The sequence below is a fragment of the Pseudomonas sp. OTU5201 genome (assembly GCF_038440135.1).
Classification (GTDB): domain Bacteria; phylum Pseudomonadota; class Gammaproteobacteria; order Pseudomonadales; family Pseudomonadaceae; genus Metapseudomonas; species Metapseudomonas resinovorans.
In genome coordinates, this window is sequence record NZ_JASATC010000001.1 from 52,897 (window position 1) to 72,700 (window position 19,804).

Genomic DNA, 19,804 nt, shown 5'->3' on the forward strand with positions numbered 1-19,804 from the left:
CGATGCCCGCCTCGCCCGCCGCCGCACTCGGTCGCAACTTCCTCGGCAACTCGCCCCGTTGGTACAAGCTGTCGATCATCGCGTTCCTGGTGCTGAACCCGCTGGTGCTCTGGATGCTGGGCCCCGTTCTGTGTTCGTGGCTGCTGGTGGGCGAGTTCATCTTCACCCTGGCGATGGCGCTCAAGTGCTATCCGCTGCTGCCCGGTGGCCTGCTCGTGATACAGGCCCTGCTACTCGGTCTGGCGACTCCCGATGCGGTGTACAAGGAGCTCGAACACAACTTCCCGGTGCTCCTGTTGCTGATGTTCATGGTGGCGGGGATCTATTTCATGAAGGACCTGCTGCTCCTGCTGTTCTCCCGACTGCTGCTCGGGGTGCGCAGCAAGACCGTGCTGGCGCTGATGTTCTGCCTGTTGGCGGCCTTCCTGTCGGCCTTCCTCGATGCCCTGACCGTAACCGCGGTGATCATCAGCGTCGCCCTGGGTTTCTACGGGGTATACCACCGCGTCGCCTCGGGCAAGGGCGCGGGCGACGAGCACAGCCCCGACTCGGACAGTGACGTGGCCGGCTCCAGCCGCGAGGACCTTGAAACGTTTCGCGCCTTCCTCCGCAGCCTGCTGATGCATGCCGCCGTGGGCACTGCGCTGGGCGGGGTCTGCACCCTGGTGGGCGAACCGCAGAACCTGCTGATCGGTCATGAGGCCGGCTGGCATTTCAAGGAATTCTTCCTGCGGGTAGCCCCGGTATCGATGCCAGTACTGGCGGCGGGCCTGCTGACCTGCGTGCTGCTGGAGAAGCTGCGCTGGTTCGGCTATGGCGCCGAGTTGCCTGGCAGCGTGCGGCAGGTCCTGGCCGACTTCGCTCAGGAAGAGAATGCACGACGCACCCAAGCCCAGCAGCTTGCGCTAATGGTTCAAGGTGCAGCGGCGTTGATCCTGATCCTCTGCCTGGCGCTGCACTTGGCAGAGGTGGGCCTGATTGGCCTGCTGGTGATCGTGCTGATCACCAGCTTCAACGGCATCACCGACGAGCACCAGATCGGCCGCGCCTTCCAGGACGCCCTGCCCTTCACCGCCCTGCTGGTGTCATTCTTCGCGGTGGTGGCGGTCATCCAGCAGCAGCACCTGTTCACCCCGATCATTCAAGCGGTGCTGGCACTGCCGGCGAATGAGCAGCCAGGCATGTTGTTCATCGCCAATGGCCTGCTCTCGGCCATCAGCGACAACGTCTTCGTCGCCACCATCTACATCACTGAAGTGAAGAACGTGCTGGACTCCGGCGGCATGACCCGCGAGCACTTCGACATCCTGGCAGTGGCCATCAATACCGGCACCAACCTGCCCAGTGTGGCGACCCCCAATGGTCAGGCAGCCTTCCTCTTCCTGCTCACCTCATCCATCGCGCCGCTGGTGCGCCTTTCTTACGGACGCATGGTGTGGATGGCGCTGCCCTACACCATCGTGATGGGCGTGCTCGGCTGGTGGGCTGTCAGCCATTGGCTCTGACGGCGGCGTCTGCCTGCACCCGGTTTCGCCACTGGCGCCAGGTGTAGAGCGGGATACCGGCCATGAGCACGAGGAAGCCCCAGAAGATGGCCTGCTCGCCGGTGCCATACAGAGCCCAGATGGAGTAGACGAAACCCAGCACGCCGATGGCCACCAGCCGCCCACGTTCGCCCGCGGAGAAGTCGCCGGGTTTCACCGCCAGCTGCTGCAGCAGGGCGGCGGTACAGAAGGCATACGGCACGACGCCCGTCATGGTGCCGAGCAGGATGATCACGTTGAACACGTCCACCAGGTCGCCCTGGCCATCCACCAGCACCAGCGCGGTGACCAGCACCCCGGAAATCAGCAGGCCATTGGCCGGCACACCGTGCTTGTTGGTCTTGGCCAGGGACTCCGGCAGCAGGCCGTCGCGGGCGGTGGCCATGGGGATCTGGCCCTGCAGCAGGACCCAGCCGTTCAGCGCACCGAGACACGCGATCACCGCACCGCCGGCCACCAGGTGGTAGCCCCACTCCCCTACCAGCACCCGCGCCGCGTCGGCGAAGGGTGCGGTGGAGCGCGCCAGCACCTCGGGTGGCAACACGCCCTGCACAGCAGTGATGGAAAGGATGTACACGCCGGCCGCCACCAGGGTGCCGAATACCGTGGCCCTCGGGATGGTGCGCTTCGGGTTGTCCACGTGGTCCGCCGGCACGGTCGCCGACTCAAGGCCGATGAAGGACCAGAGGGTCAGCGCCGCCGTGGTGGCGATGGCCTGGGCATAACCAACCCCACCTGGAAGTTCGCTTGCCTCGGGTATTCGCAAGTACTCGGGATTGAAGGAAAACCAGCCCAGCACGCCCACCAGCAGCAGGGGCACCAGCTTGAGCACCGTCAGCAGGTTCTGCGCCAGGCCAAAGGCGCCAATGCCACGCAGGTTGATCAAGGTACAGAGCCAGATGGCGCCGATCGCCGTAGCCACCATCAGCACCGGGTCACGCAGGGCCGGAATGAATACCTGCAGGTAACCCACCAGCGTCACCGAGATGGCGGCATTGCCGATCCAGGCCGCCTTCCAGTAGGTCCAGGCACAAAGGTAGCCGGCGAAGTTGCCGAATCCGTCTCGCGTGTAGGCGTAAGGACCGCCAGCCGCTGGGCTGAGCCGTGCCAGGCGGGCGAAGGTGAGGGCAAGGATCACGGCGCCAGTGCTGGAGATCAGCCAGCCGAACAGGCTGAGCCCACCGTAGGCCGCGAGGCTGGAAGGCAACAGGAACACCCCCGAACCAATCATGTTGCCGACCACCAGCGCGGTGCAGGTCCAGAAGCCCATGCTGCCCCGCGTCTTCTCCCCTTCCCCAGTCGCCATCGCGTTCCCCGCTGGCCGATTTATTCCTTGATGCAGTCCACTGTATAGCAGCGACCTGTAGGACTTTCCTGACAGTTGAGGCCGTGCACATCGATATCGAAGCCAGGGAAGCTCAGGTCGAAGATGCGCGCGAACTCCAGGTAATCGATTATTGCGCGGGTTTCCGGGGTGAAGCGCTCACCCGGCATGATCAGCGGTATGCCCGGCGGATAGGGCACCAGCATCACTGCAGCAATGCGCCCTTGCAGCTTATCCAGCGGCACGGCCTCCACCTCGCCACGCACCAGCTTGTCGTAGGCATCGGCGGGCTTCATCGCCAGCTCCGGCAGTTTCGTGTACATGCGTCGCAACGCTTTCGGCGTGGCGCTGTTGCGGTAGCAGGCATGCAACGCGTCGCAGAGGTCGCGCAACCCCATGCCGGCATAACGGGCCGCATGGGCGGTGGCGATCGAAGGCAACGCCTCGGCCAGGCTCTGGTTGGCGTCGTAGCCGCGCTTGAACTCCAACAGCTCAGTGAGAAGCGTGCTCCACTTGCCCTTGGTAATGCCCATGGAGAACAGCACCAGGAAGGAATAGAGGCCGGTCTTCTCCACGACCAGCCCACGCTCCCAGAGGAACTTGCTGACAACGGCTGCGGGAATGCCCTGGTCGCCCAGCTTGCCATCGGCCGTCAGGCCCGGCGTTACCAGCGTGACCTTGATCGGGTCGATCAGCACATAGTCTTCCGCCACATCGCCGAAGCCGTGCCAATCAGCATCCGGGCGCAGTAGCCAGTCCACCGTGGCTACGCTGTCGGCGCCTTCCACCAGCGGCGGTTGCCAGATGCCGAACCACCAGTCGTCCGTCGTGAGGTTCTGTCGCACATTGGCCAGTGCCCGGCGAAAACGCAGCGCCTCGTCGAAGGTTTCCTGGATCAGAGAACGCCCGGCGGGGCCTTCCATCATCGCCGACGCCACATCGAGCGAGGCGATGATGCCGTACTGGGGCGAGGTGGAGATGTGCATCATGAAGGCTTCGTTGAAACGATGCCGGTCCAGCTGGCGCGCCCCGCCATCCTGCACGTGGATCATCGAAGCCTGGCTGAACGCCGCCAGCAGCTTGTGGGTGGAATGGGTGGTGAATACCAGCGGCGAGCGTTCATCCCGGCCGGTACACATGCCGTAGCGCCCAGCGTAGAACTCGTGGAAGGCGGCATAGGCGTACCAGGCCTCATCGAAATGCAGCACGTCCACCGAGTCGCCCAGGGCCTGCTTGATCAGCTCGGCGTTGTAGCAGAGGCCGTCATAGGTGGAGTTGGTCACCACTGCCAGCTTGACCTTGGGCGCGCGGCCTTTGGCCAGGGGGCTGGCGTCGATTTTTGCCTGGATCGACTCACGGCTGAACTCCTTGAGCGGGATCGGCCCGATGATGCCCAACTCGTTGCGCTCCGGCGTCAGATACAGCGGAATGGCGCCTGTCATGATGATCGAGTGGACGATGGACTTGTGACAGTTGCGGTCCACAAGCACCAAGTCATCGCGGCCCACCATGGAGTGCCAGACGATCTTGTTCGCAGTAGAGGTGCCGTTGATCACGAAGAACGTGTGGTCGGCACCGAAGTTTTGCGATGCCCGCGCTTCGGCTTCGGCCAGCGGACCGGTGTGATCGAGCAGAGACCCCAGTTCTGGTACCGATACCGAAAGGTCCGAGCGCAGCGTGTTTTCGCCAAAAAACTGGTGGAACGCCTGGCCTACCGGGCTCTTGCGATAAGCCACGCCGCCGCCATGCCCCGGCGTGTGCCAGGAGTAATTGGACTGCGCGGTGTGCTCCACCAAGGCGCGGAAGAACGGCGGCAGCAACCCTTCCAGATAACTGCGAGCGGCGCGGGCCACCTGGCGTGCCAAGAAAGGCACGGTGTCTTCGTAAAGATAAAGCAGGCCGCGCAGTTGGTTGAGGTCGGCCATGGCCTCGGCCGGCGCATTCTCGATGGTCACCTGTTCACCGAGGGCGAAGATCGGTAACTGCGGCGCACGCACCCGCGCAACACGAATCAATTCCACCACGTCCTGCAACAGCCGCTGGTTCTCCCCGGCGCCTTCAGCGGCGACCAGGATGCAGGCGAGACCATGGTGGGTCGAGGCGACGATGCGCCCTTCGGCGGAGCTGGCGGTGGAGAGAATGGTGAAGCCTTCCTGCTCGAGCTCCCGGGCGATGCTGCGCACCCGGTCGCCGGCAACAGTGTCGGCCTTGATGTCGCGGTGGACGATGAGGACGGGGAACTTGAGCTCTTTATACATTGTGGCTCCCTGAGGGGCGGGCCTGCCCGCCTATGCCCTCAGGGTAGAAGCTCGTTCGCAGGGGCGGTACCCCTGCTGCCACTGGCTGTACGTAAAGGTCGCAATCAGGAAGCCGGAGACGCGTCCATCTGAACCCAGAGTGCGGGTGAGCCGGCGGACTTTTCGATGGCCGCCAGGCGGGAAGCATGGGCGGCCAGCTCTTCTTCGCTGGCGCGAATCACTCGGCTGCGTGCGCGATCGGCCGGTAGACGACGAATCGGCGAAGCCTGAGCACGGCCACCGCTGCCGTCGCCACCATCGCCAGCGAGGGACAGGTTGGTCTGGCCACCGGTCATCGCCAGATAGACGTCGGCGAGGATCTCGGCGTCGAGCAATGCGCCGTGCAGCTCGCGGTTGGAGTTGTCGACGTCGTAGCGCTTGCACAGGGCGTCCAGACTGTTGCGCTGCCCCGGATGGCGCTCGCGGGCCATCATCAGGGTGTCGAGCACTGTGCAGTGCTCGGTGACGTCGCTGCGGTCGGACTGCCCCAGCAGGGCGAACTCGTTATTGATGAAGCCGATGTCGAACGCCGCGTTGTGGATGATCAGCTCGGCGCCCTTGATGAATTCGAAGAATTCATCGGCAACATCCTTGAAGCGTGGCTTGCCCACCAGGAACTCGTTGGTGATGCCGTGTACCGCGATGGCGCCTTCATCCACCTCGCGATCGGGTTGCAGATAAACGTGGAAGTGCCGCCCGGTCAGGCGCCGGCCTTCCATCTCGACGCAGCCGATCTCGATGACCCGGTGACCATCGGTAACCGGCATGCCGGTGGTTTCAGTGTCGAGGACTACATAACGCATGTTCAGAACCTATGAAGGAGATTGCCGCAAGGGCAGAATTCTAGCGGGCATTCAATTCAGCGACACCCCGATTGGCCAACTGGTCGGCCCGCTCGTTGCCGGGGTGGCCGGTATGGCCGCGCACCCACTGCCAGCGCACGGTGTGGCGATTCACCTGCTCGTCCAGGGCCTGCCAGAGATCGGCATTCTTCACCGGCTGCTTGGCCGCGGTCTTCCAGCCACGCTTCTTCCAGTTGGGCATCCATTCGGTGATGCCCTGCATCACGTACTGGGAATCGGTGATGATTTTTACCTCGCATGAGCGCTTGAGCGCGACCAGCCCCATGATGGCGGCCATCAGCTCCATGCGGTTGTTGGTGGTATCGCGCTCGCCACCCCAAAGTTCGCGCTCGGCGCCCTTGTAGACCAGCAGCGCACCCCAGCCGCCAGGGCCGGGATTGCCCTTGCAGGCGCCATCGGTATAGATCTCGACCAGATCGCTCACTTATGCCTCATGTTTCGAATCGCACCGGCTGACCTTGGCAACCGGCATGGGAACCAGCTTGCCCATGGGCTCGCGCCGGGCCTGACGCAATGGCCGCAGGCCGATCACCAGCTTGCGCGCCACCAATAGATAGAAGCCCGCACCGAATCCTTGTCCGGCGGCGCCCCAACGCTCCAGGCGGGCCAGGCGGGATTGCCAGGTGGCCGAAGCGAGCGGCGGACGATAGCACCCGAAGCGTCGTTTCTCCAGCGCGAACCCCAGCAGGTTGAGCCAGTCATTGACCCGCGTAGGCGAGATGCAGCGCGCCTGGCGTAGGGCGTCGCGAGCGAAGAAATGGCGCACGCCCCAGGCACTCCATGGATTGACCCCGACGATGATCAGGTGACCGCCGGGCCGCACACTGCGGGCAGCCTCGCGCAACAGGCTATGGGGAGAAAGACAGAAATCCAGACCGTGCTGCAGCACCACCACGTCGGCGGCATGCTCGCTCAAGGGCCAGGCGGCCTCTTCGCAAGCGATTTCCACCCCTGGAAGGGGCGCACCCAAGTGGACGCTGCGCTGGATCTGCTTGGCGCCGGGCGGTAACTCCGCGCGCGGGCCGTAATGCACCAGGTAACCGCCGAAGTAGCGCGCCAGTTCGTCCTCCAGCAACCGCTGCTCTTCGAACAGCATCAACCCGCCCAAGGGGCCTGCGAACCAGGAACGAGCCCCGGTGATCAGCTCGAGCCAGTCGGCATCGGCTTGAGCGAATGCTTTCTCGGTCATGGCAATCTCCTGCGTCAGAGCCCTAAGATGCTCCATTGCTCTCTGCTTGGCGACTCCCTTCATGATCCAGATCGATGCCCTCCCCGCCTTTTCCGACAACTACCTCTGGCTGCTGCAAGATGCCGAAACCCGCCGCTGCGCGGTGGTCGACCCGGGTGACGCCGGGCCGGTACTGGCCTGGCTTGAAACCCATCCCGGCTGGCAACTGACCGACATCCTGGTCACCCACCACCACCACGATCACATCGGCGGCGTGGTTCGCCTGAAGGAAGCCTGCGGCGCCCGCGTGCTGGGGCCGTCCCGGGAAACGATCCCCTCGCGCGACCAGGCCCTGAACGAAGGTGACCGGGTGCAGGTACTGGGCCTGGAGTTCCAGGTGATCGAAGTCCCTGGCCATACCCTGGGCCATATCGCTTACTACCATGCGGACGCCAGGCAACCGCTACTGTTCTGCGGCGATACGCTGTTCGCCGCCGGCTGTGGCCGTCTGTTCGAAGGCACCCCGGAACAGATGCACCACTCTCTCACCCGCCTGGCCGCACTGCCGGTGGCCACGCGCATCTACTGCACCCATGAGTACACGCTCAGCAACCTGCGTTTTGCCAAGGCCGTGGAGCCCACCAACCGCGCTACGTCCATGCGATTTGACGAAGTCACCCTGCTGCGCGAGCAAGGGGGGATCAGCTTGCCATCTACCATTGCCCTGGAACTGGCCACCAACCCCTTCCTGCGGGTAACCGAAACATCCGTTAAACAAATGGCCGACGAGCGGGCCGGTCGGGATAACCCTACGCCAACCGAGGTCTTCGCCACCCTTCGGGCCTGGAAAGACCAGTTCTGAACACTCGGTCAAGCTTTGGCGGACTGGTGAAAACTTGACCAACCATAGGTCGATTTCTAGAATCGCCGAACTTTTTTGCCGGAAAAACCTCACAGCCAATGTTATCTACGCCGTTCAGAACCTTCGACCTGGATGCATTGGCACGAGCCGCGCGAGCGCTCGTCGTGGTGTGCGCGGCTACGCTTGCAGGCTGTTCTGGCATGGGCCAGAGGGACGATGACCAGGGCCGCGACACCGACCGCGCGCTGGGCATGAACCAGCATCCCCAGTGGCTGGAAGAAGCCGAAACCGAGCGCGAGCCTCAGGACATCTGGGACCGCATGCGCAACGGTTTCAAGCTGCAGAATGAAATCGGCGTAAACCCGCGCATTGAGCGCCAGCGCCTCTGGTACGTCAGCAAGCCCTCCTTCCTGGAAAGCGCCAGCGAGCGTGGCAGCCTCTATATCCACTACGTGGTAGAGCGCCTGGAAGAGCGCAACATGCCCCTGGAGCTTGCCCTGCTGCCGGTGGTGGAAAGCGCCTATAACCCCTTTGCCTATTCGCGCAGCCATGCCGTAGGCATCTGGCAGTTTATTCCGTCCACGGGCCGCTACTTCAACCTGCGCCAGACCAACTGGTACGACGGCCGTCGCGATATCACCGCCTCCACCAACGCCGCGCTGAACTACCTGGAACGCCTGCACGAGATGTTCAACGGCGACTGGCTGCTTGCACTGGCCGCCTACAATGCGGGCGAAGGCACCGTCAGCCGGGCCATCGAGCGCAACCAGAAGCTCGGCCTGCCGACCGACTACTGGAACCTGCCGCTGCCCAAGGAAACCCAGGATTATGTGCCCAAGCTGCTGGCACTATCGCAACTGGTGATGGCACCTGAAGCCTATGGCGTGAACCTCAATCCCATCGCCAACGAACCCTACTTCGAAGTGGTGGAAGTCAAGCAGCAGCGCCTCGACCTGTCGCAGGTGGCCGAGCTGGCCGACATGGAAGCCGACGAGATGTACCAGCTCAACCCGGCCTTCAAGAAACGCATCACCATGGACGGCCCGCAACACTTGCTGGTGCCGACCGAGAAGGCCGAGCTGCTGACCGCCAACCTCGCCCTGATGAAGCCCCAGGAGCTGGTGGACTGGCAGCAGTATCGAGTGCGTAATGGCGACAGCCTGCACGGCATCGCTAACCGCTATCACGTAACGGTCAAGACCCTGAAGGAAATCAATGGCCTTTCCGGCAACCACCTGCGTGTGGGCCAGCAACTGAGCATTCCGGTCGAGCCTGGACTGAAGCCCGGGCAGCCGCTGTTCCAGAACGTCGCCAGTGCTCCTGCACCCGCCCCGACGCGCAGCCACAAGGTGAGGAGTGGCGATAACCTTTGGACCATCGCCCGCGAGTACAAGGTGAATGTGCAGGACATCAAGCGCTGGAACCAGCTCAAGGGCAATCACCTCAAGGCCGGTCAGGTCCTGAAACTGCAAGGCGGCGCCATTCAGGTCGCCAGCGCCAGCCAAGGCAGCAAGTCCAAGGGCAAGGACCGTGAATCAGTGACCTATTACAAGGTCAAGCAGGGCGACTCCCTCTACCTGATCGCCAAGCGCTTCAACGTCGAGATGAAACACCTGCAACGCTGGAATCCGCGCAGTGGCACCGGCCTGAAGCCGGGCCAGACCCTGACCGTCTACCTGCCCTGACGCCCTCGACCCACTCGGCGTAGATGGACGCCGAGCAAGGCGCGGTCCAGTATCACCTGCAGCCCGCACGCTGGACCTCGCGCCCTCTGCCCGCGACTATTTCTGCGCCATCGCCGCCAGGCACCGCCCCGCTGCCTGGGCGAAATGCTGAAATGCCACGAACTGCTCATGCCTCAGCGCCCGGCCCGAAAGTCGGCAATCGGCGTAGATCACCCCGATCTCGCGCTTGCCGGCCAGCAGTGGCGCGACAAAGAACATCCCCTGCCCCAACCACTCGCGCATCGGGCGCGTCACCAGGTCGTTCAGGCTGTAACTGGCGGGAACGCCCATCCACAGGGTCTCGCGGGTACGCAAGACGTAGCTGAACAGGTTGGCCTGCTCGGGCAGGTCGGCCGGTAAGGCGAAGTCACTCAGCCAACGCTCGCTACCCTCACCCACTGCGCGGCGCGCCGTGAAGCGACTGCGCTGGTCTGCCAGCACCGCCACCATTACCCGCTCTATCCCGGCCCCCCTGTGCAAGCCCTGGAGCAGGGTATCCAGCACCAGGTTGACGTCGGCCTTGCGCGACACCAGCATGCCCAGTTCCTGCAGGGCCTGCTGCATGACCAGCAGGTTGGGTTGAAGCAACCGTGCCTGGCGCTGCTCGCGCTGAACGCGAATCTGTTCCGGGTCGGTATGGGGAATCAGGTGGCAAAGCTTGCTGGCGCCAAAGGTCGTCGCCACCTTGACCGCCTCATCGGCATTGGCCAGAACCTGCTGCATCGCCTCCTCCCGACCGAGGCCCACCAGGCTGGCAAACTGTTCCACCAGTAGCGTCATGGCGGGAGAGTCCCAACCCTGCAGGGCCGACTCACTGATGCGCACGCCCAAGCTCACAGCCTTCACCGCAGGGTCGCTCTGGGACGAGCCGGCGTGGGCGAGGCTCGCCAGTTCCCCCAGGTTCCAGCTACGCACCAGACCCAAGGTCAGTTGGCGAAAGCTGGTACCCAGCACGTCGCGTACGGCCTGCTCTTCGTCGATCCCCGGTTGCACCAAGGCGGCGGCCAGCTCATCGGCCTGATCGCCGCCACAGCCCCAGAACGCCAGCTCCCCCAGGTTGTGCAGAAGGGCAGCTATGAACACCTCTTCCTGGCTGCGCGCCAGCAGGTAGCCTGCAATGTTGCGTGCCTGCACTGCAGCATGGAAGGAACGCGCCAGGAGTGCTGGCAACTGCTCCCGCGGGCCGCGAGTCAGCAGGCTGTCGATCAGGCTCACTGAGAGACCAATCAGGCGCACATTCTCGAAACCGATCAGTACGATGGCGCGGGAGATCGTGCGGATCGCCTCCTGGGAGGGATTGTAATAGACGCTGTTGGCGACCTTCAGCACCTTGGACGTCAGGGTCGCGTCACGCAGCAGCACATCGGCCAACTGCTGCACGGAGGATTTGTCCTGTTGGGCCATCTGGTGCAAATCCTGCACCACCGCGGCCAGGGCGGGCAATTCGGCCTCGTTGAGGCGGTCGATCCATGACTGCAAACCATGGCTGCGTTCACCCAAGATTGGCACCTCTGCGAAAATTTCCGGATGGTGGCCAGAATGCTGGCCAGCTAGCCGCAGGCTGGCCCTTTTTTCTTGCCTGTACAAGCTGTTACTGTACTTGCCTGCCGTCACCGCCGACACCCGCAGCGCGTGACCCCCGACACGATTTCGCCGGCCCGAGGCCCGCGCCTTCCCGCCAGCGAGGCCAGCGCCCATATGCCCGACACAACAGCCATGGATCGGACCCCCACCTGATGCGTCGCCTTGCGTTCATGCTCATCGGCCTGCTGGCCCAACCCTGCTTCGCCAGCCTGATTGAAAGCCACGGCTATGCGCAGTTCGGCACCCTGAAGTACCCCTCCAACTTCGACCATTTCGACTGGGTCAACCCCAGCGCCCCCAAGGGCGGAACACTGCGGGTGATGGCCTTCGGCAACTTCGACACCCTCAATCCCTACACCTTCAAGGGCACCAGCCCGGTGGCCACGCCCAACTTCCTGCAGTACGGCGTCACTGAGTTGAACGAGCCGTTGATGGTGGGTACCGGCCAGTACGACCCGTCCGGGGACGAGCCCGCCTCGAGCTACGGACTGATCGCCAGGAGCGTTGAATACAGCGAGGACCGAAGCTGGGTGGTGTTCAACCTGCGGGAGGAAGCCCGCTTCCACGACGGCAAGCCGATTACCGCCTATGACGTGGCCTTCTCCTACCGCACGCTGGTCGAGAACGGCCATCCGCAATACCGCACCAGCCTGCAGGAAGTGAAGCGGGTCGACATCCTCAACCGCCACCGCATTCGCTTCGTACTCAAGCGCGCCGGCAACCCGCTGTTAATCCTGCGCCTTGGCGAGTTGCCCGTTCTCCCCCAGCACTACTGGGAAAACCGCGACTTCAAGGCCACCACCTTCGAGCCCCCCCTGGGCAGCGGCCCTTATCGCATCACTCAGGTCCGGCCGGGACGCAGCCTGGTATTCGAGCGCGTCAAGGACTGGTGGGGCGAGAAATTGCCGGCCAACCGTGGCAAGTACAACTTTGATCGGGTCGAAGTGGAGTTCTACCGCGACAGCAACGTCGCGTTCGAAGCCTTCAAGGCTGGGGAGTTTGATTTCTACGTCGAGCATCAGGCGAAGAACTGGGCCAATGGCTATCGTTTCCCGGCCATCGCCCGTGGCGACGTCATACGCGCCGAGATCCCGCACCAGATTCCGACCCAGACCCAGGCCCTGTTCATGAACACCCGCCGCGCCATCTTTAGTGACCGCAAGGTGCGCGAAGCGATGGGGCTGATGTTCGACTTCGAATGGACCAACCGTACCCTGTTCAACAACGCCTATATGCGCTCCACCAGCTACTACCCCAATAGCGAGTTCAGCGCCCAGGGCAAGCCCGAGGGGCACGAGTGGCTGCTGCTGTCACCCCACCGCAAGGAGTTGCCGGAGTCGCTGTTCATCCAGCCGTTCCAGGTGCCCACCACCGAGGGTCGCGGCATCCCGCGGGAAACCCTTCGCCGCGCCCTCGGTCTATTGGCCGGAGCCGGCTGGAAACTGTCCGGCCAGCGCCTGGTGAATGATCGTGGCCAGCCGCTGCGTTTTGAAATCCTGCTGGTCAACCCGAACCTTGAACGCATCCTCCAGCCCTATCGCGAAAACCTTGCCAGCATCGGCATCGACGTCAGCCTGAGGACCGTGGACCGCGCGCAGTACAAGCAGCGCCTCGACCACTTCGACTACGACATGATCCTGATGACCCTGCCGCAGACCCTGAGTCCGGGCCTGGAGCAATACCTCTACTTCCACTCCAGCCAGGTGGGCGTGAAGGGCAGCAAGAATTACGCGGGCGTCGCCAACCCGGTGGCCGACGACTTGATCGACAAGCTACTCGGCGCCCAGAGCCGCGACGAACAACTGGCCGTCGCGCGAGCACTCGACCGCACCCTGCTCTGGGAGCACTACAGCGTCCCCAACTGGTACATCAATTATCACCGCCTGGCCTACCGCAACCGGTTCGCCTTCGTCACCACGCCGCCCTACACCCTGGGCCTGCGTGCCTGGTGGCTGAAGCCCACGGAGAACGCCCGATGAGCAAAACGCTGCGCAACCGCTGCCTGCAAGGTTGTGGCGCCCTGCTGCTGTCCCTGGCCGGCCTCGCCACAGCCGAGCCCAAATACGCCATCACCCTGTATGACGAACCTGCCAAGTACCCGGCGAACTTCACGCACTTTTCCTGGGTCAACCCGGATGCGCCCAAGGGTGGCGTCCTGCGTCTCGCCGGCGTCGGCGGGTTCGACAGCCTCAACCCCTTCATTCCGCGGGGCAATTCGGCCGACCAGATCGGCCTGATCTACGACAGCCTTACCTTCCACTCCCCGGATGAACCCTTCACCGAGTACGGCCTGCTGGCGGAGAAGATCGAAAAGGCGCCGGACAACAGCTACGTGCGCTTCTACCTGAATCCCAAGGCGCGCTTCCACGATGGCCAGCCGGTGACGGCCGAGGACGTGATTTTCACCTTCAACACGCTGGTCGAGCATGGCGACCCCATGTACCGCCACTATTACGCCGACGTGGCCAAGGTTGAGGCCGAGGACAGGTTGCGCGTGCGCTTCGACTTCAAGCACGCGGGCAATCGCGAACTGCCGCTGATCCTCGGCCAGATCCAGGTACTACCCAAGCACTTCTGGGAAGGTCGCGACTTCGGCAAGACCGATCTCGCCCCGCCGCTCGGCAGCGGCCCTTACCGCATCGCCAAGGTGGACGCTGGCCGCTCCATTCGCTATGAGCGGGTCAAGGACTGGTGGGCCAAAGACCTTCCGGTCACGCGCGGTTACTACAACTTCGATGCGATAACCGTCGACTACTACCGCGACATGTCGGTGTCACTGGAGGCCTTCAAGGCCGGCCAGTTCGACTTCAACCTGGAGTACTCCGCCAAGGATTGGGCTACCGGTTACGAAAGCCCTGCCCTGCGCGCCGGCAAGATCGTCAAGGAAGCCATCCCGAACCATAACCCGACCGGGATGCAGGGCTTTGCCTTCAACATTCGCCGACCGGCATTCCAGGATCGCCGGGTACGCGAGGCCATTGCCCAGTTGTTTGACTTCGAATGGGCCAACAAGCAGCTGTTCTTCGGCGCCTACAAACGCACCAGTAGCTACTTCGAGAACTCGGAGATGGCGTCCCACGAGATGCCTGATGCCGAGGAGCTGAAAATCCTCGAGCCGCTACGTGACCAGGTGCCGGGAGAAGTCTTCACCCAGGTGTTCAAACCGCCGGTGAGTGACGGCAGCGGCATCATCCGCGACCAGAAACGCCGCGCTTACCAGTTGCTCATGGCGGCCGGTTACAAGATCGAGAACGACAAGATGGTCGGCCCGGATGGCAAGCCCCTGGCCTTTGAGATACTCATCGCCCAGGCCAACCTGGAACGGGTGATCCTGCCCTTCAAGCGCAACCTGGCGGAGCTAGGCATCGACCTGCAGATTCGCCGCGTGGACGTTTCCCAGTACATCAACCGCCTGCGCTCGCGCGACTTCGACATGATTCCGGCCACCTGGGGGCAGTCCAGCTCCCCGGGCAACGAACAGATGGAGTTCTGGCACTCGCGCAGCGCCGACAGTGCCGGCAGCCGCAACTTCATCGGCCTGCGCGACCCTGCCATCGACAAGCTGGTGGAGGGTCTGATCCGCGCCGACTCGCGCAAAAGCCTGGTGGTACACGCCCGCGCCCTCGATCGGGTACTGCTCTGGGGTCACTATGTGGTGCCCAACTACTATGTCGACACCTGGCGCGTGGCCTACTGGAACCACTTCCAGCGCCCCGAAACGACGCCGCTCTATGACTACAGCCTGATGACCTGGTGGCAGAAACCAGGCACGGAAACTGCTGGCGAGTCCGAGCAAGCCCCCTCCGAGCCGGATGCCCAGTAAATGCTCGCTTACATACTGCGTCGACTGCTGCTGATCATTCCCACCCTGTTCGGCATCCTGCTGATCAACTTCATCATCATCCAGGCCGCCCCCGGTGGCCCGGTGGAACAGATGATCGCCAAACTGGAAGGCTTCGATGCCGCGGCGGGTGGCGCCACCGGACGCATCTCCGGCGGAGGTTCGGAAGTTGCTACAGCGGGCTCGAACTACCGCGGCGCCCAGGGCCTGGACCCGGAACTGGTGGCCGAGATCGAGAAGATGTACGGCTTCGACAAGCCGGCTCCGGAGCGTTTCTGGCTGATGATCACCAACTACCTGAAACTGGATTTCGGCAATAGCTTCTTCCGTGATGCCAAGGTTACCGACCTGATCATCGAGAAGCTGCCGGTGTCCATCTCCCTCGGGCTCTGGAGCACCCTGATCATGTACCTGGTCTCCATACCCCTGGGGATCGCCAAGGCCGTGCGCCACGGCAGCGCCTTCGACGTCTGGAGCAGTACCGCGATCATCATCGGCTACGCCATTCCTGCGTTCCTGTTCGCCATCCTGCTGATCGTGCTCTTCGCCGGCGGTAGCTACTTCGACTGGTTCCCCCTTCGCGGCCTCACCTCGAACAACTTCGACGAACTGAGCCTGACCGGCAAGATGCTCGACTACTTCTGGCACCTGGCCCTGCCAGTGACTGCGCTGGTGATCGGTAACTTCGCAACCCTCACCCTGCTGACCAAGAACAGCTTTCTCGACGAGATCAACAAACAGTACGTGACCACCGCCCGCGCCAAGGGCCTATCGGAAAACCGCGTGCTTTATGGCCACGTATTCCGTAATGCGATGCTGCTGATCATCGCCGGTTTCCCGGCGGCCTTCATCGGCTTGTTCTTCACGGGATCGCTACTGATCGAGGTGATCTTCTCCCTCGACGGCCTGGGCCTGCTGAGCTTCGAGTCCGCGCTGAATCGCGATTACCCCGTGGTGTTCGGCACACTCTTCATCTTCACCTTGCTGGGACTGGTCGTGAAACTGATCGGCGATCTCACCTACACCCTGGTCGATCCACGCATCGACTTCGAAAACCGGGAGGGTTGAGCATGGCCCTCTCCCCCATCAACCAGCGCCGCTTCGCACGTTTCAAGGCCAACAAGCGCGGCTGGTGGTCGCTCTGGCTGTTCCTGATCCTCTTCGTCCTGAGCCTGGGCGCCGAAATGATCGCCAACGACAAGCCGTTGATGGTCGACTACGACGGCCAGTGGTACTTCCCCTTCCTCAAGCGCTATCCGGAAACCACCTTCGGCGGCGAGTTCCCGCTGGAAGCCAACTACAAGACGCCCTATATCCGCGAGCTGATCGAATCCAAGGGCGGCAGCATGATCTGGGCCCCCATTCCCTTCAGCTACGACACCATCAACTACGAACTCAAGGTACCGGCTCCGGCACCGCCCTCGGCGGAAAACTGGCTGGGTACGGACGACCAGGGGCGCGACGTGATGGCTCGGGTCATCTACGGCTTCCGCATCTCGGTGCTGTTCGCCCTGACCTTGACCTTGCTGAGTTCCATCATCGGCGTAATCGCCGGAGCCTTGCAGGGCTTCTACGGCGGCTGGATGGACTTGGCCGGCCAACGCTTCCTTGAAATCTGGTCCGGCCTGCCGGTGCTCTACCTCCTGATCATCCTGGCCAGCTTCGTGCAGCCGAATTTCTGGTGGCTGCTGGGTATCATGCTGCTGTTCTCATGGATGAGCCTGGTGGACGTGGTGCGTGCCGAATTTCTCCGTGGCCGCAACCTCGAATACGTGCGCGCGGCCCGCGCACTGGGCATGGAGAATGGCGCCATCATGTTCCGACACATCCTGCCCAACGCCATGGTGTCCACCATGACCTTCATGCCATTCATCCTCACCGGCGCCATCGGCACCCTGACCGCGCTGGACTTCCTTGGCTTCGGCCTTCCACCGGGAGCCCCCTCCCTCGGCGAGTTGGTGGCACAGGGCAAATCCAACCTGCAGGCTCCCTGGCTGGGCATTTCTGCCTTCCTGGTGCTAGCGGCCATGTTGACCTTACTGGTGTTCATCGGCGAAGCCGCGCGCGATGCGTTCGACCCGAGGAAGTGAAATGAGCGAGAACCTGATCGAAATACGCAACCTCGCCGTCGAGTTCGTCACCGGTGAGAAGGTCCAGCGTGTAGTCGAGGGCGTCAGTTTCGACATCCGCAAAGGCGAAACCCTGGCCCTGGTGGGCGAAAGCGGCTCCGGAAAGTCGGTAACCGCGCACTCCATCCTGCGCCTTTTGCCCTATCCGCTCGCCCGCCACCCGAACGGCAGCATCAACTACGCCGGCAAGGACCTGCTGAAGCTGCCCGAAAGCAAGCTGCGCGGTATTCGCGGCAACCGCATCGCCATGGTCTTCCAGGAGCCCATGACCTCGCTCAATCCGCTGCACAGCATTGAGAAGCAGATCAACGAAGTGCTGGGCCTGCACAAGGGGCTGACTGGCAAGGCCGCCACCAAACGCACCCTGGAACTGCTTGAGCTGGTCGGAATCCCTGAGCCGCACAAACGTCTCAAGGCCTTCCCCCACGAGCTCTCCGGTGGGCAACGGCAACGGGTGATGATCGCAATGGCACTGGCCAACGAGCCGGAACTCCTGATCGCTGACGAGCCCACCACCGCACTGGATGTCACCGTCCAGCTGAAAATCCTCGAGCTGCTAAAAGAACTGCAGGCACGCCTGGGCATGGCGTTGCTGCTGATCAGCCACGACCTCAACCTGGTGCGGAGAATTGCGCATCGCGTATGTGTCATGCAGCGAGGTTGCATCGTCGAACAAGCGTCGTGTGATGAGCTGTTCCACGCACCGCAGCATCCCTACACCAAGGAACTGCTCGGCGCCGAGCCTTCGGGCCAGCCGGCACAGAACCCGGTGGGGGCACCACTGCTGGAGGTCGATGACCTGCGTGTGTGGTTCCCGATCAAAAAGGGCTTGCTGCGACGCACCGTGGACCACGTGAAGGCCGTGGACGGCGTCAGCTTCAGCCTGCTGCAGGGCCAGACCCTGGGTATCGTGGGCGAGAGCGGCTCCGGCAAGTCCACGCTGGGCCTGGCGATTCTCCGGCTGCTGGGCAGCCGGGGCGGCATCCGTTTCCAGGGCCAGGCACTGGACGGACTGTCGCAGAAGGACGTGCGGCCGTTCCGGCGCGAGATGCAAGTGGTCTTCCAGGACCCCTTCGGCAGTCTCAGCCCGCGCATGTGCGTGGGCCAGATTGTCGGCGAGGGGCTTCGAATCCACCGAATCGGCACCGAGGCGGAGCAGGAACAAGCCATCATCGACGCGCTCCTGGAGGTAGGGTTGGACCCGGAAACCCGGCACCGCTACCCCCACGAGTTTTCCGGCGGGCAGCGGCAGCGGATTGCCATTGCCCGGGCGTTGGTGCTGAAACCGGCACTGATCCTGCTGGACGAGCCCACCTCGGCGCTCGACCGGACGGTTCAGCGCCAAGTGGTGGAGTTGTTGCGTAGGCTGCAGACCAAGTACGACTTGACCTACCTGTTCATCAGCCATGATCTGGCTGTGGTCCGGGCATTGAGCCACCATCTGATGGTGATCAAGCACGGGCAGGTGGTCGAGCAGGGTCCAGCCGAGGGCATCTTCGCCGCACCGCAGCACAGCTATACGAAGCAGTTGCTGGAAGCCGCATTTCTGGCTCCAGAAACTGCCCATTAACCAGAAGAGGATGAAAGCACATGGGTTTTCTCGCCGGTAAGCGCGTACTGATCGTTGGCGTAGCCAGCAAACTGTCCATCGCATCGGGCATCGCTGCAGCCATGCATCGCGAAGGCGCCGAGCTCGCCTTCACCTACCAGAACGACAAGCTGAAAGGCCGCGTCGAAGAATTCGCCGCAAGCTGGGGCTCCAACGCCGAACTCTGCTTCCCCTGCGACGTGGCCAACGACGAAGAAATCGCCGCTGTCTTCGAGGCCCTCAGCAAGAAGTGGGACGGCCTGGACTGCATCGTCCACTCGGTCGGTTTCGCTCCGGGCGACCAACTGGACGGCGACTTCACCGAAGTCACCACCCGCGAAGGTTTCCGCATCGCCCACGACATCAGCGCCTACAGCTTCGTGGCCCTGGCCAAGGCCGGCCGCGAAATGATGAAAGGCCGCAACGGCAGCCTGCTGACCCTGTCCTACCTGGGCGCCGAACGCACCATGCCGAACTACAACGTCATGGGCATGGCCAAGGCCAGCCTGGAAGCCGGTGTGCGTTACCTGGCCGGCAGCCTCGGCCCGGAAGGCACACGCGTGAACGCCATCTCCGCTGGTCCGATCCGCACCCTTGCTGCTTCCGGCATCAAGAGCTTCCGCAAGATGCTCGCCGCAAACGAGAAGCAGACCCCCCTGCGTCGCAACGTGACCATTGAGGAAGTTGGCAACGCCGGTGCCTTCCTCTGCTCCGACCTGGCCTCGGGTATCAGCGGCGAGATCATGTACGTGGACGGCGGTTTCAACACCACCGCCATGGGCAACATCGAAGACTGATAGCCGCACTAACGAAGAAGCCCGCACTTATGTGCGGGCTTTTTTGTAGGTGCGCCAGGCTTGGCGCGTAGCGCCGTGACTGG

At 63.1% G+C, this 19,804-nt stretch carries 15 protein-coding genes; 9 read left to right on the plus strand and 6 right to left on the minus strand.

Annotated elements, in window-relative coordinates:
• Positions 1–2 precede the first annotated feature (2 nt).
• Positions 3–1,505: a sodium/proton antiporter NhaB gene (nhaB, locus tag AAHM40_RS00285; protein WP_342242925.1), complete on the plus strand. Its 1,503-nt coding sequence runs from the start codon at positions 3–5 to the stop codon at positions 1,503–1,505.
• Here nhaB and AAHM40_RS00290 read toward each other — a convergent pair.
• From AAHM40_RS00290 to AAHM40_RS00310, 5 genes are all read right to left on the minus strand, one after another.
• The gene (locus tag AAHM40_RS00290) at positions 1,489–2,850 is read right to left on the minus strand and encodes an amino acid permease (protein WP_342242926.1); all 1,362 of its coding nucleotides are present in this window, start codon (positions 2,848–2,850) and stop codon (positions 1,489–1,491) included. The two genes, nhaB and AAHM40_RS00290, sit on opposite strands and share 17 nt — an antisense overlap.
• Before the next feature lie 20 nt (positions 2,851–2,870).
• Entirely contained in the window at positions 2,871–5,126 is a 2,256-nt protein-coding gene (locus tag AAHM40_RS00295; protein ID WP_342242927.1) for an arginine/lysine/ornithine decarboxylase, read from the minus strand.
• Between the two features lie 104 nt (positions 5,127–5,230).
• Entirely contained in the window at positions 5,231–5,968 is a 738-nt protein-coding gene (gene dnaQ / locus AAHM40_RS00300) for a DNA polymerase III subunit epsilon (protein ID WP_342242928.1), read from the minus strand.
• Positions 5,969–6,008: 40 nt separating this feature from the next.
• Positions 6,009–6,452 (minus strand): ribonuclease HI, encoded by a 444-nt coding sequence (gene rnhA / locus AAHM40_RS00305; protein WP_342242929.1) that lies wholly within the window; start codon positions 6,450–6,452, stop codon positions 6,009–6,011.
• Positions 6,453–7,217: a methyltransferase domain-containing protein gene (locus AAHM40_RS00310; protein WP_342242930.1), complete on the minus strand. Its 765-nt coding sequence runs from the start codon at positions 7,215–7,217 to the stop codon at positions 6,453–6,455.
• 61 nt (positions 7,218–7,278) lie between these two features.
• Here AAHM40_RS00310 and gloB point away from each other — a divergent pair, with 61 nt between their 5' ends.
• Positions 7,279–8,058 carry a hydroxyacylglutathione hydrolase gene (gene gloB, locus AAHM40_RS00315; protein WP_342242931.1) on the plus strand — a complete coding sequence of 260 codons (780 nt, stop codon included), beginning with the start codon at positions 7,279–7,281 and terminating at the stop codon, positions 8,056–8,058.
• A 98-nt stretch (positions 8,059–8,156) separates the two neighbouring features.
• Positions 8,157–9,743 (plus strand): LysM peptidoglycan-binding domain-containing protein, encoded by a 1,587-nt coding sequence (locus tag AAHM40_RS00320; protein WP_342242932.1) that lies wholly within the window; start codon positions 8,157–8,159, stop codon positions 9,741–9,743.
• Positions 9,744–9,839: 96 nt separating this feature from the next.
• Here the strand turns inward: AAHM40_RS00320 and AAHM40_RS00325 are convergent, their stop codons facing one another.
• The gene (locus tag AAHM40_RS00325) at positions 9,840–11,282 is read right to left on the minus strand and encodes an HDOD domain-containing protein (protein ID WP_342242933.1); all 1,443 of its coding nucleotides are present in this window, start codon (positions 11,280–11,282) and stop codon (positions 9,840–9,842) included.
• 236 nt (positions 11,283–11,518) lie between these two features.
• Here AAHM40_RS00325 and AAHM40_RS00330 point away from each other — a divergent pair, with 236 nt between their 5' ends.
• Genes AAHM40_RS00330 through fabI form a run of 6 tightly spaced genes read left to right on the plus strand, consistent with a single transcriptional unit; the run spans position 11,519 to position 19,721 of the window.
• Positions 11,519–13,345: an extracellular solute-binding protein gene (locus AAHM40_RS00330; RefSeq protein ID WP_342242934.1), complete on the plus strand. Its 1,827-nt coding sequence runs from the start codon at positions 11,519–11,521 to the stop codon at positions 13,343–13,345.
• Positions 13,342–15,189: an extracellular solute-binding protein gene (locus tag AAHM40_RS00335; RefSeq protein ID WP_342242935.1), complete on the plus strand. Its 1,848-nt coding sequence runs from the start codon at positions 13,342–13,344 to the stop codon at positions 15,187–15,189. The genes AAHM40_RS00330 and AAHM40_RS00335 overlap by 4 nt, the downstream gene beginning before the upstream one ends.
• Entirely contained in the window at positions 15,190–16,275 is a 1,086-nt protein-coding gene (locus tag AAHM40_RS00340; protein ID WP_342242936.1) for a microcin C ABC transporter permease YejB, read from the plus strand.
• A 2-nt stretch (positions 16,276–16,277) separates the two neighbouring features.
• Complete coding sequence (locus AAHM40_RS00345; RefSeq protein WP_342242937.1) at positions 16,278–17,297, plus strand: ABC transporter permease; 1,020 nt, start codon at positions 16,278–16,280, stop codon at positions 17,295–17,297.
• A 1-nt stretch (position 17,298) separates the two neighbouring features.
• The gene (locus AAHM40_RS00350) at positions 17,299–18,906 is read left to right on the plus strand and encodes an ABC transporter ATP-binding protein (RefSeq protein ID WP_342242938.1); all 1,608 of its coding nucleotides are present in this window, start codon (positions 17,299–17,301) and stop codon (positions 18,904–18,906) included.
• A gap of 20 nt (positions 18,907–18,926) precedes the next feature.
• Positions 18,927–19,721: an enoyl-ACP reductase FabI gene (fabI, locus tag AAHM40_RS00355; protein ID WP_342242939.1), complete on the plus strand. Its 795-nt coding sequence runs from the start codon at positions 18,927–18,929 to the stop codon at positions 19,719–19,721.
• Positions 19,722–19,804 lie beyond the last annotated feature (83 nt).

What these genes read in the sequence shown, in the direction of transcription:
- AAHM40_RS00290 (WP_342242926.1), bottom strand. Translation starts at nt 2,850, where the DNA reads ATGGCGACTGGGGAAGGGGAGAAGACGCGGGGCAGCATGGGCTTCTGG.
- AAHM40_RS00350 (WP_342242938.1), top strand. Translation starts at nt 17,299, where the DNA reads ATGAGCGAGAACCTGATCGAAATACGCAACCTCGCCGTCGAGTTCGTC.
- AAHM40_RS00340 (WP_342242936.1), top strand. Translation starts at nt 15,190, where the DNA reads ATGCTCGCTTACATACTGCGTCGACTGCTGCTGATCATTCCCACCCTG.
- gloB (WP_342242931.1), top strand. Translation starts at nt 7,279, where the DNA reads ATGATCCAGATCGATGCCCTCCCCGCCTTTTCCGACAACTACCTCTGG.
- nhaB (WP_342242925.1), top strand. Translation starts at nt 3, where the DNA reads ATGCCCGCCTCGCCCGCCGCCGCACTCGGTCGCAACTTCCTCGGCAAC.
- fabI (WP_342242939.1), top strand. Translation starts at nt 18,927, where the DNA reads ATGGGTTTTCTCGCCGGTAAGCGCGTACTGATCGTTGGCGTAGCCAGC.
- AAHM40_RS00310 (WP_342242930.1), bottom strand. Translation starts at nt 7,217, where the DNA reads ATGACCGAGAAAGCATTCGCTCAAGCCGATGCCGACTGGCTCGAGCTG.
- AAHM40_RS00335 (WP_342242935.1), top strand. Translation starts at nt 13,342, where the DNA reads ATGAGCAAAACGCTGCGCAACCGCTGCCTGCAAGGTTGTGGCGCCCTG.
- AAHM40_RS00330 (WP_342242934.1), top strand. Translation starts at nt 11,519, where the DNA reads ATGCGTCGCCTTGCGTTCATGCTCATCGGCCTGCTGGCCCAACCCTGC.
- AAHM40_RS00320 (WP_342242932.1), top strand. Translation starts at nt 8,157, where the DNA reads ATGTTATCTACGCCGTTCAGAACCTTCGACCTGGATGCATTGGCACGA.
- dnaQ (WP_342242928.1), bottom strand. Translation starts at nt 5,968, where the DNA reads ATGCGTTATGTAGTCCTCGACACTGAAACCACCGGCATGCCGGTTACC.
- AAHM40_RS00345 (WP_342242937.1), top strand. Translation starts at nt 16,278, where the DNA reads ATGGCCCTCTCCCCCATCAACCAGCGCCGCTTCGCACGTTTCAAGGCC.
- AAHM40_RS00295 (WP_342242927.1), bottom strand. Translation starts at nt 5,126, where the DNA reads ATGTATAAAGAGCTCAAGTTCCCCGTCCTCATCGTCCACCGCGACATC.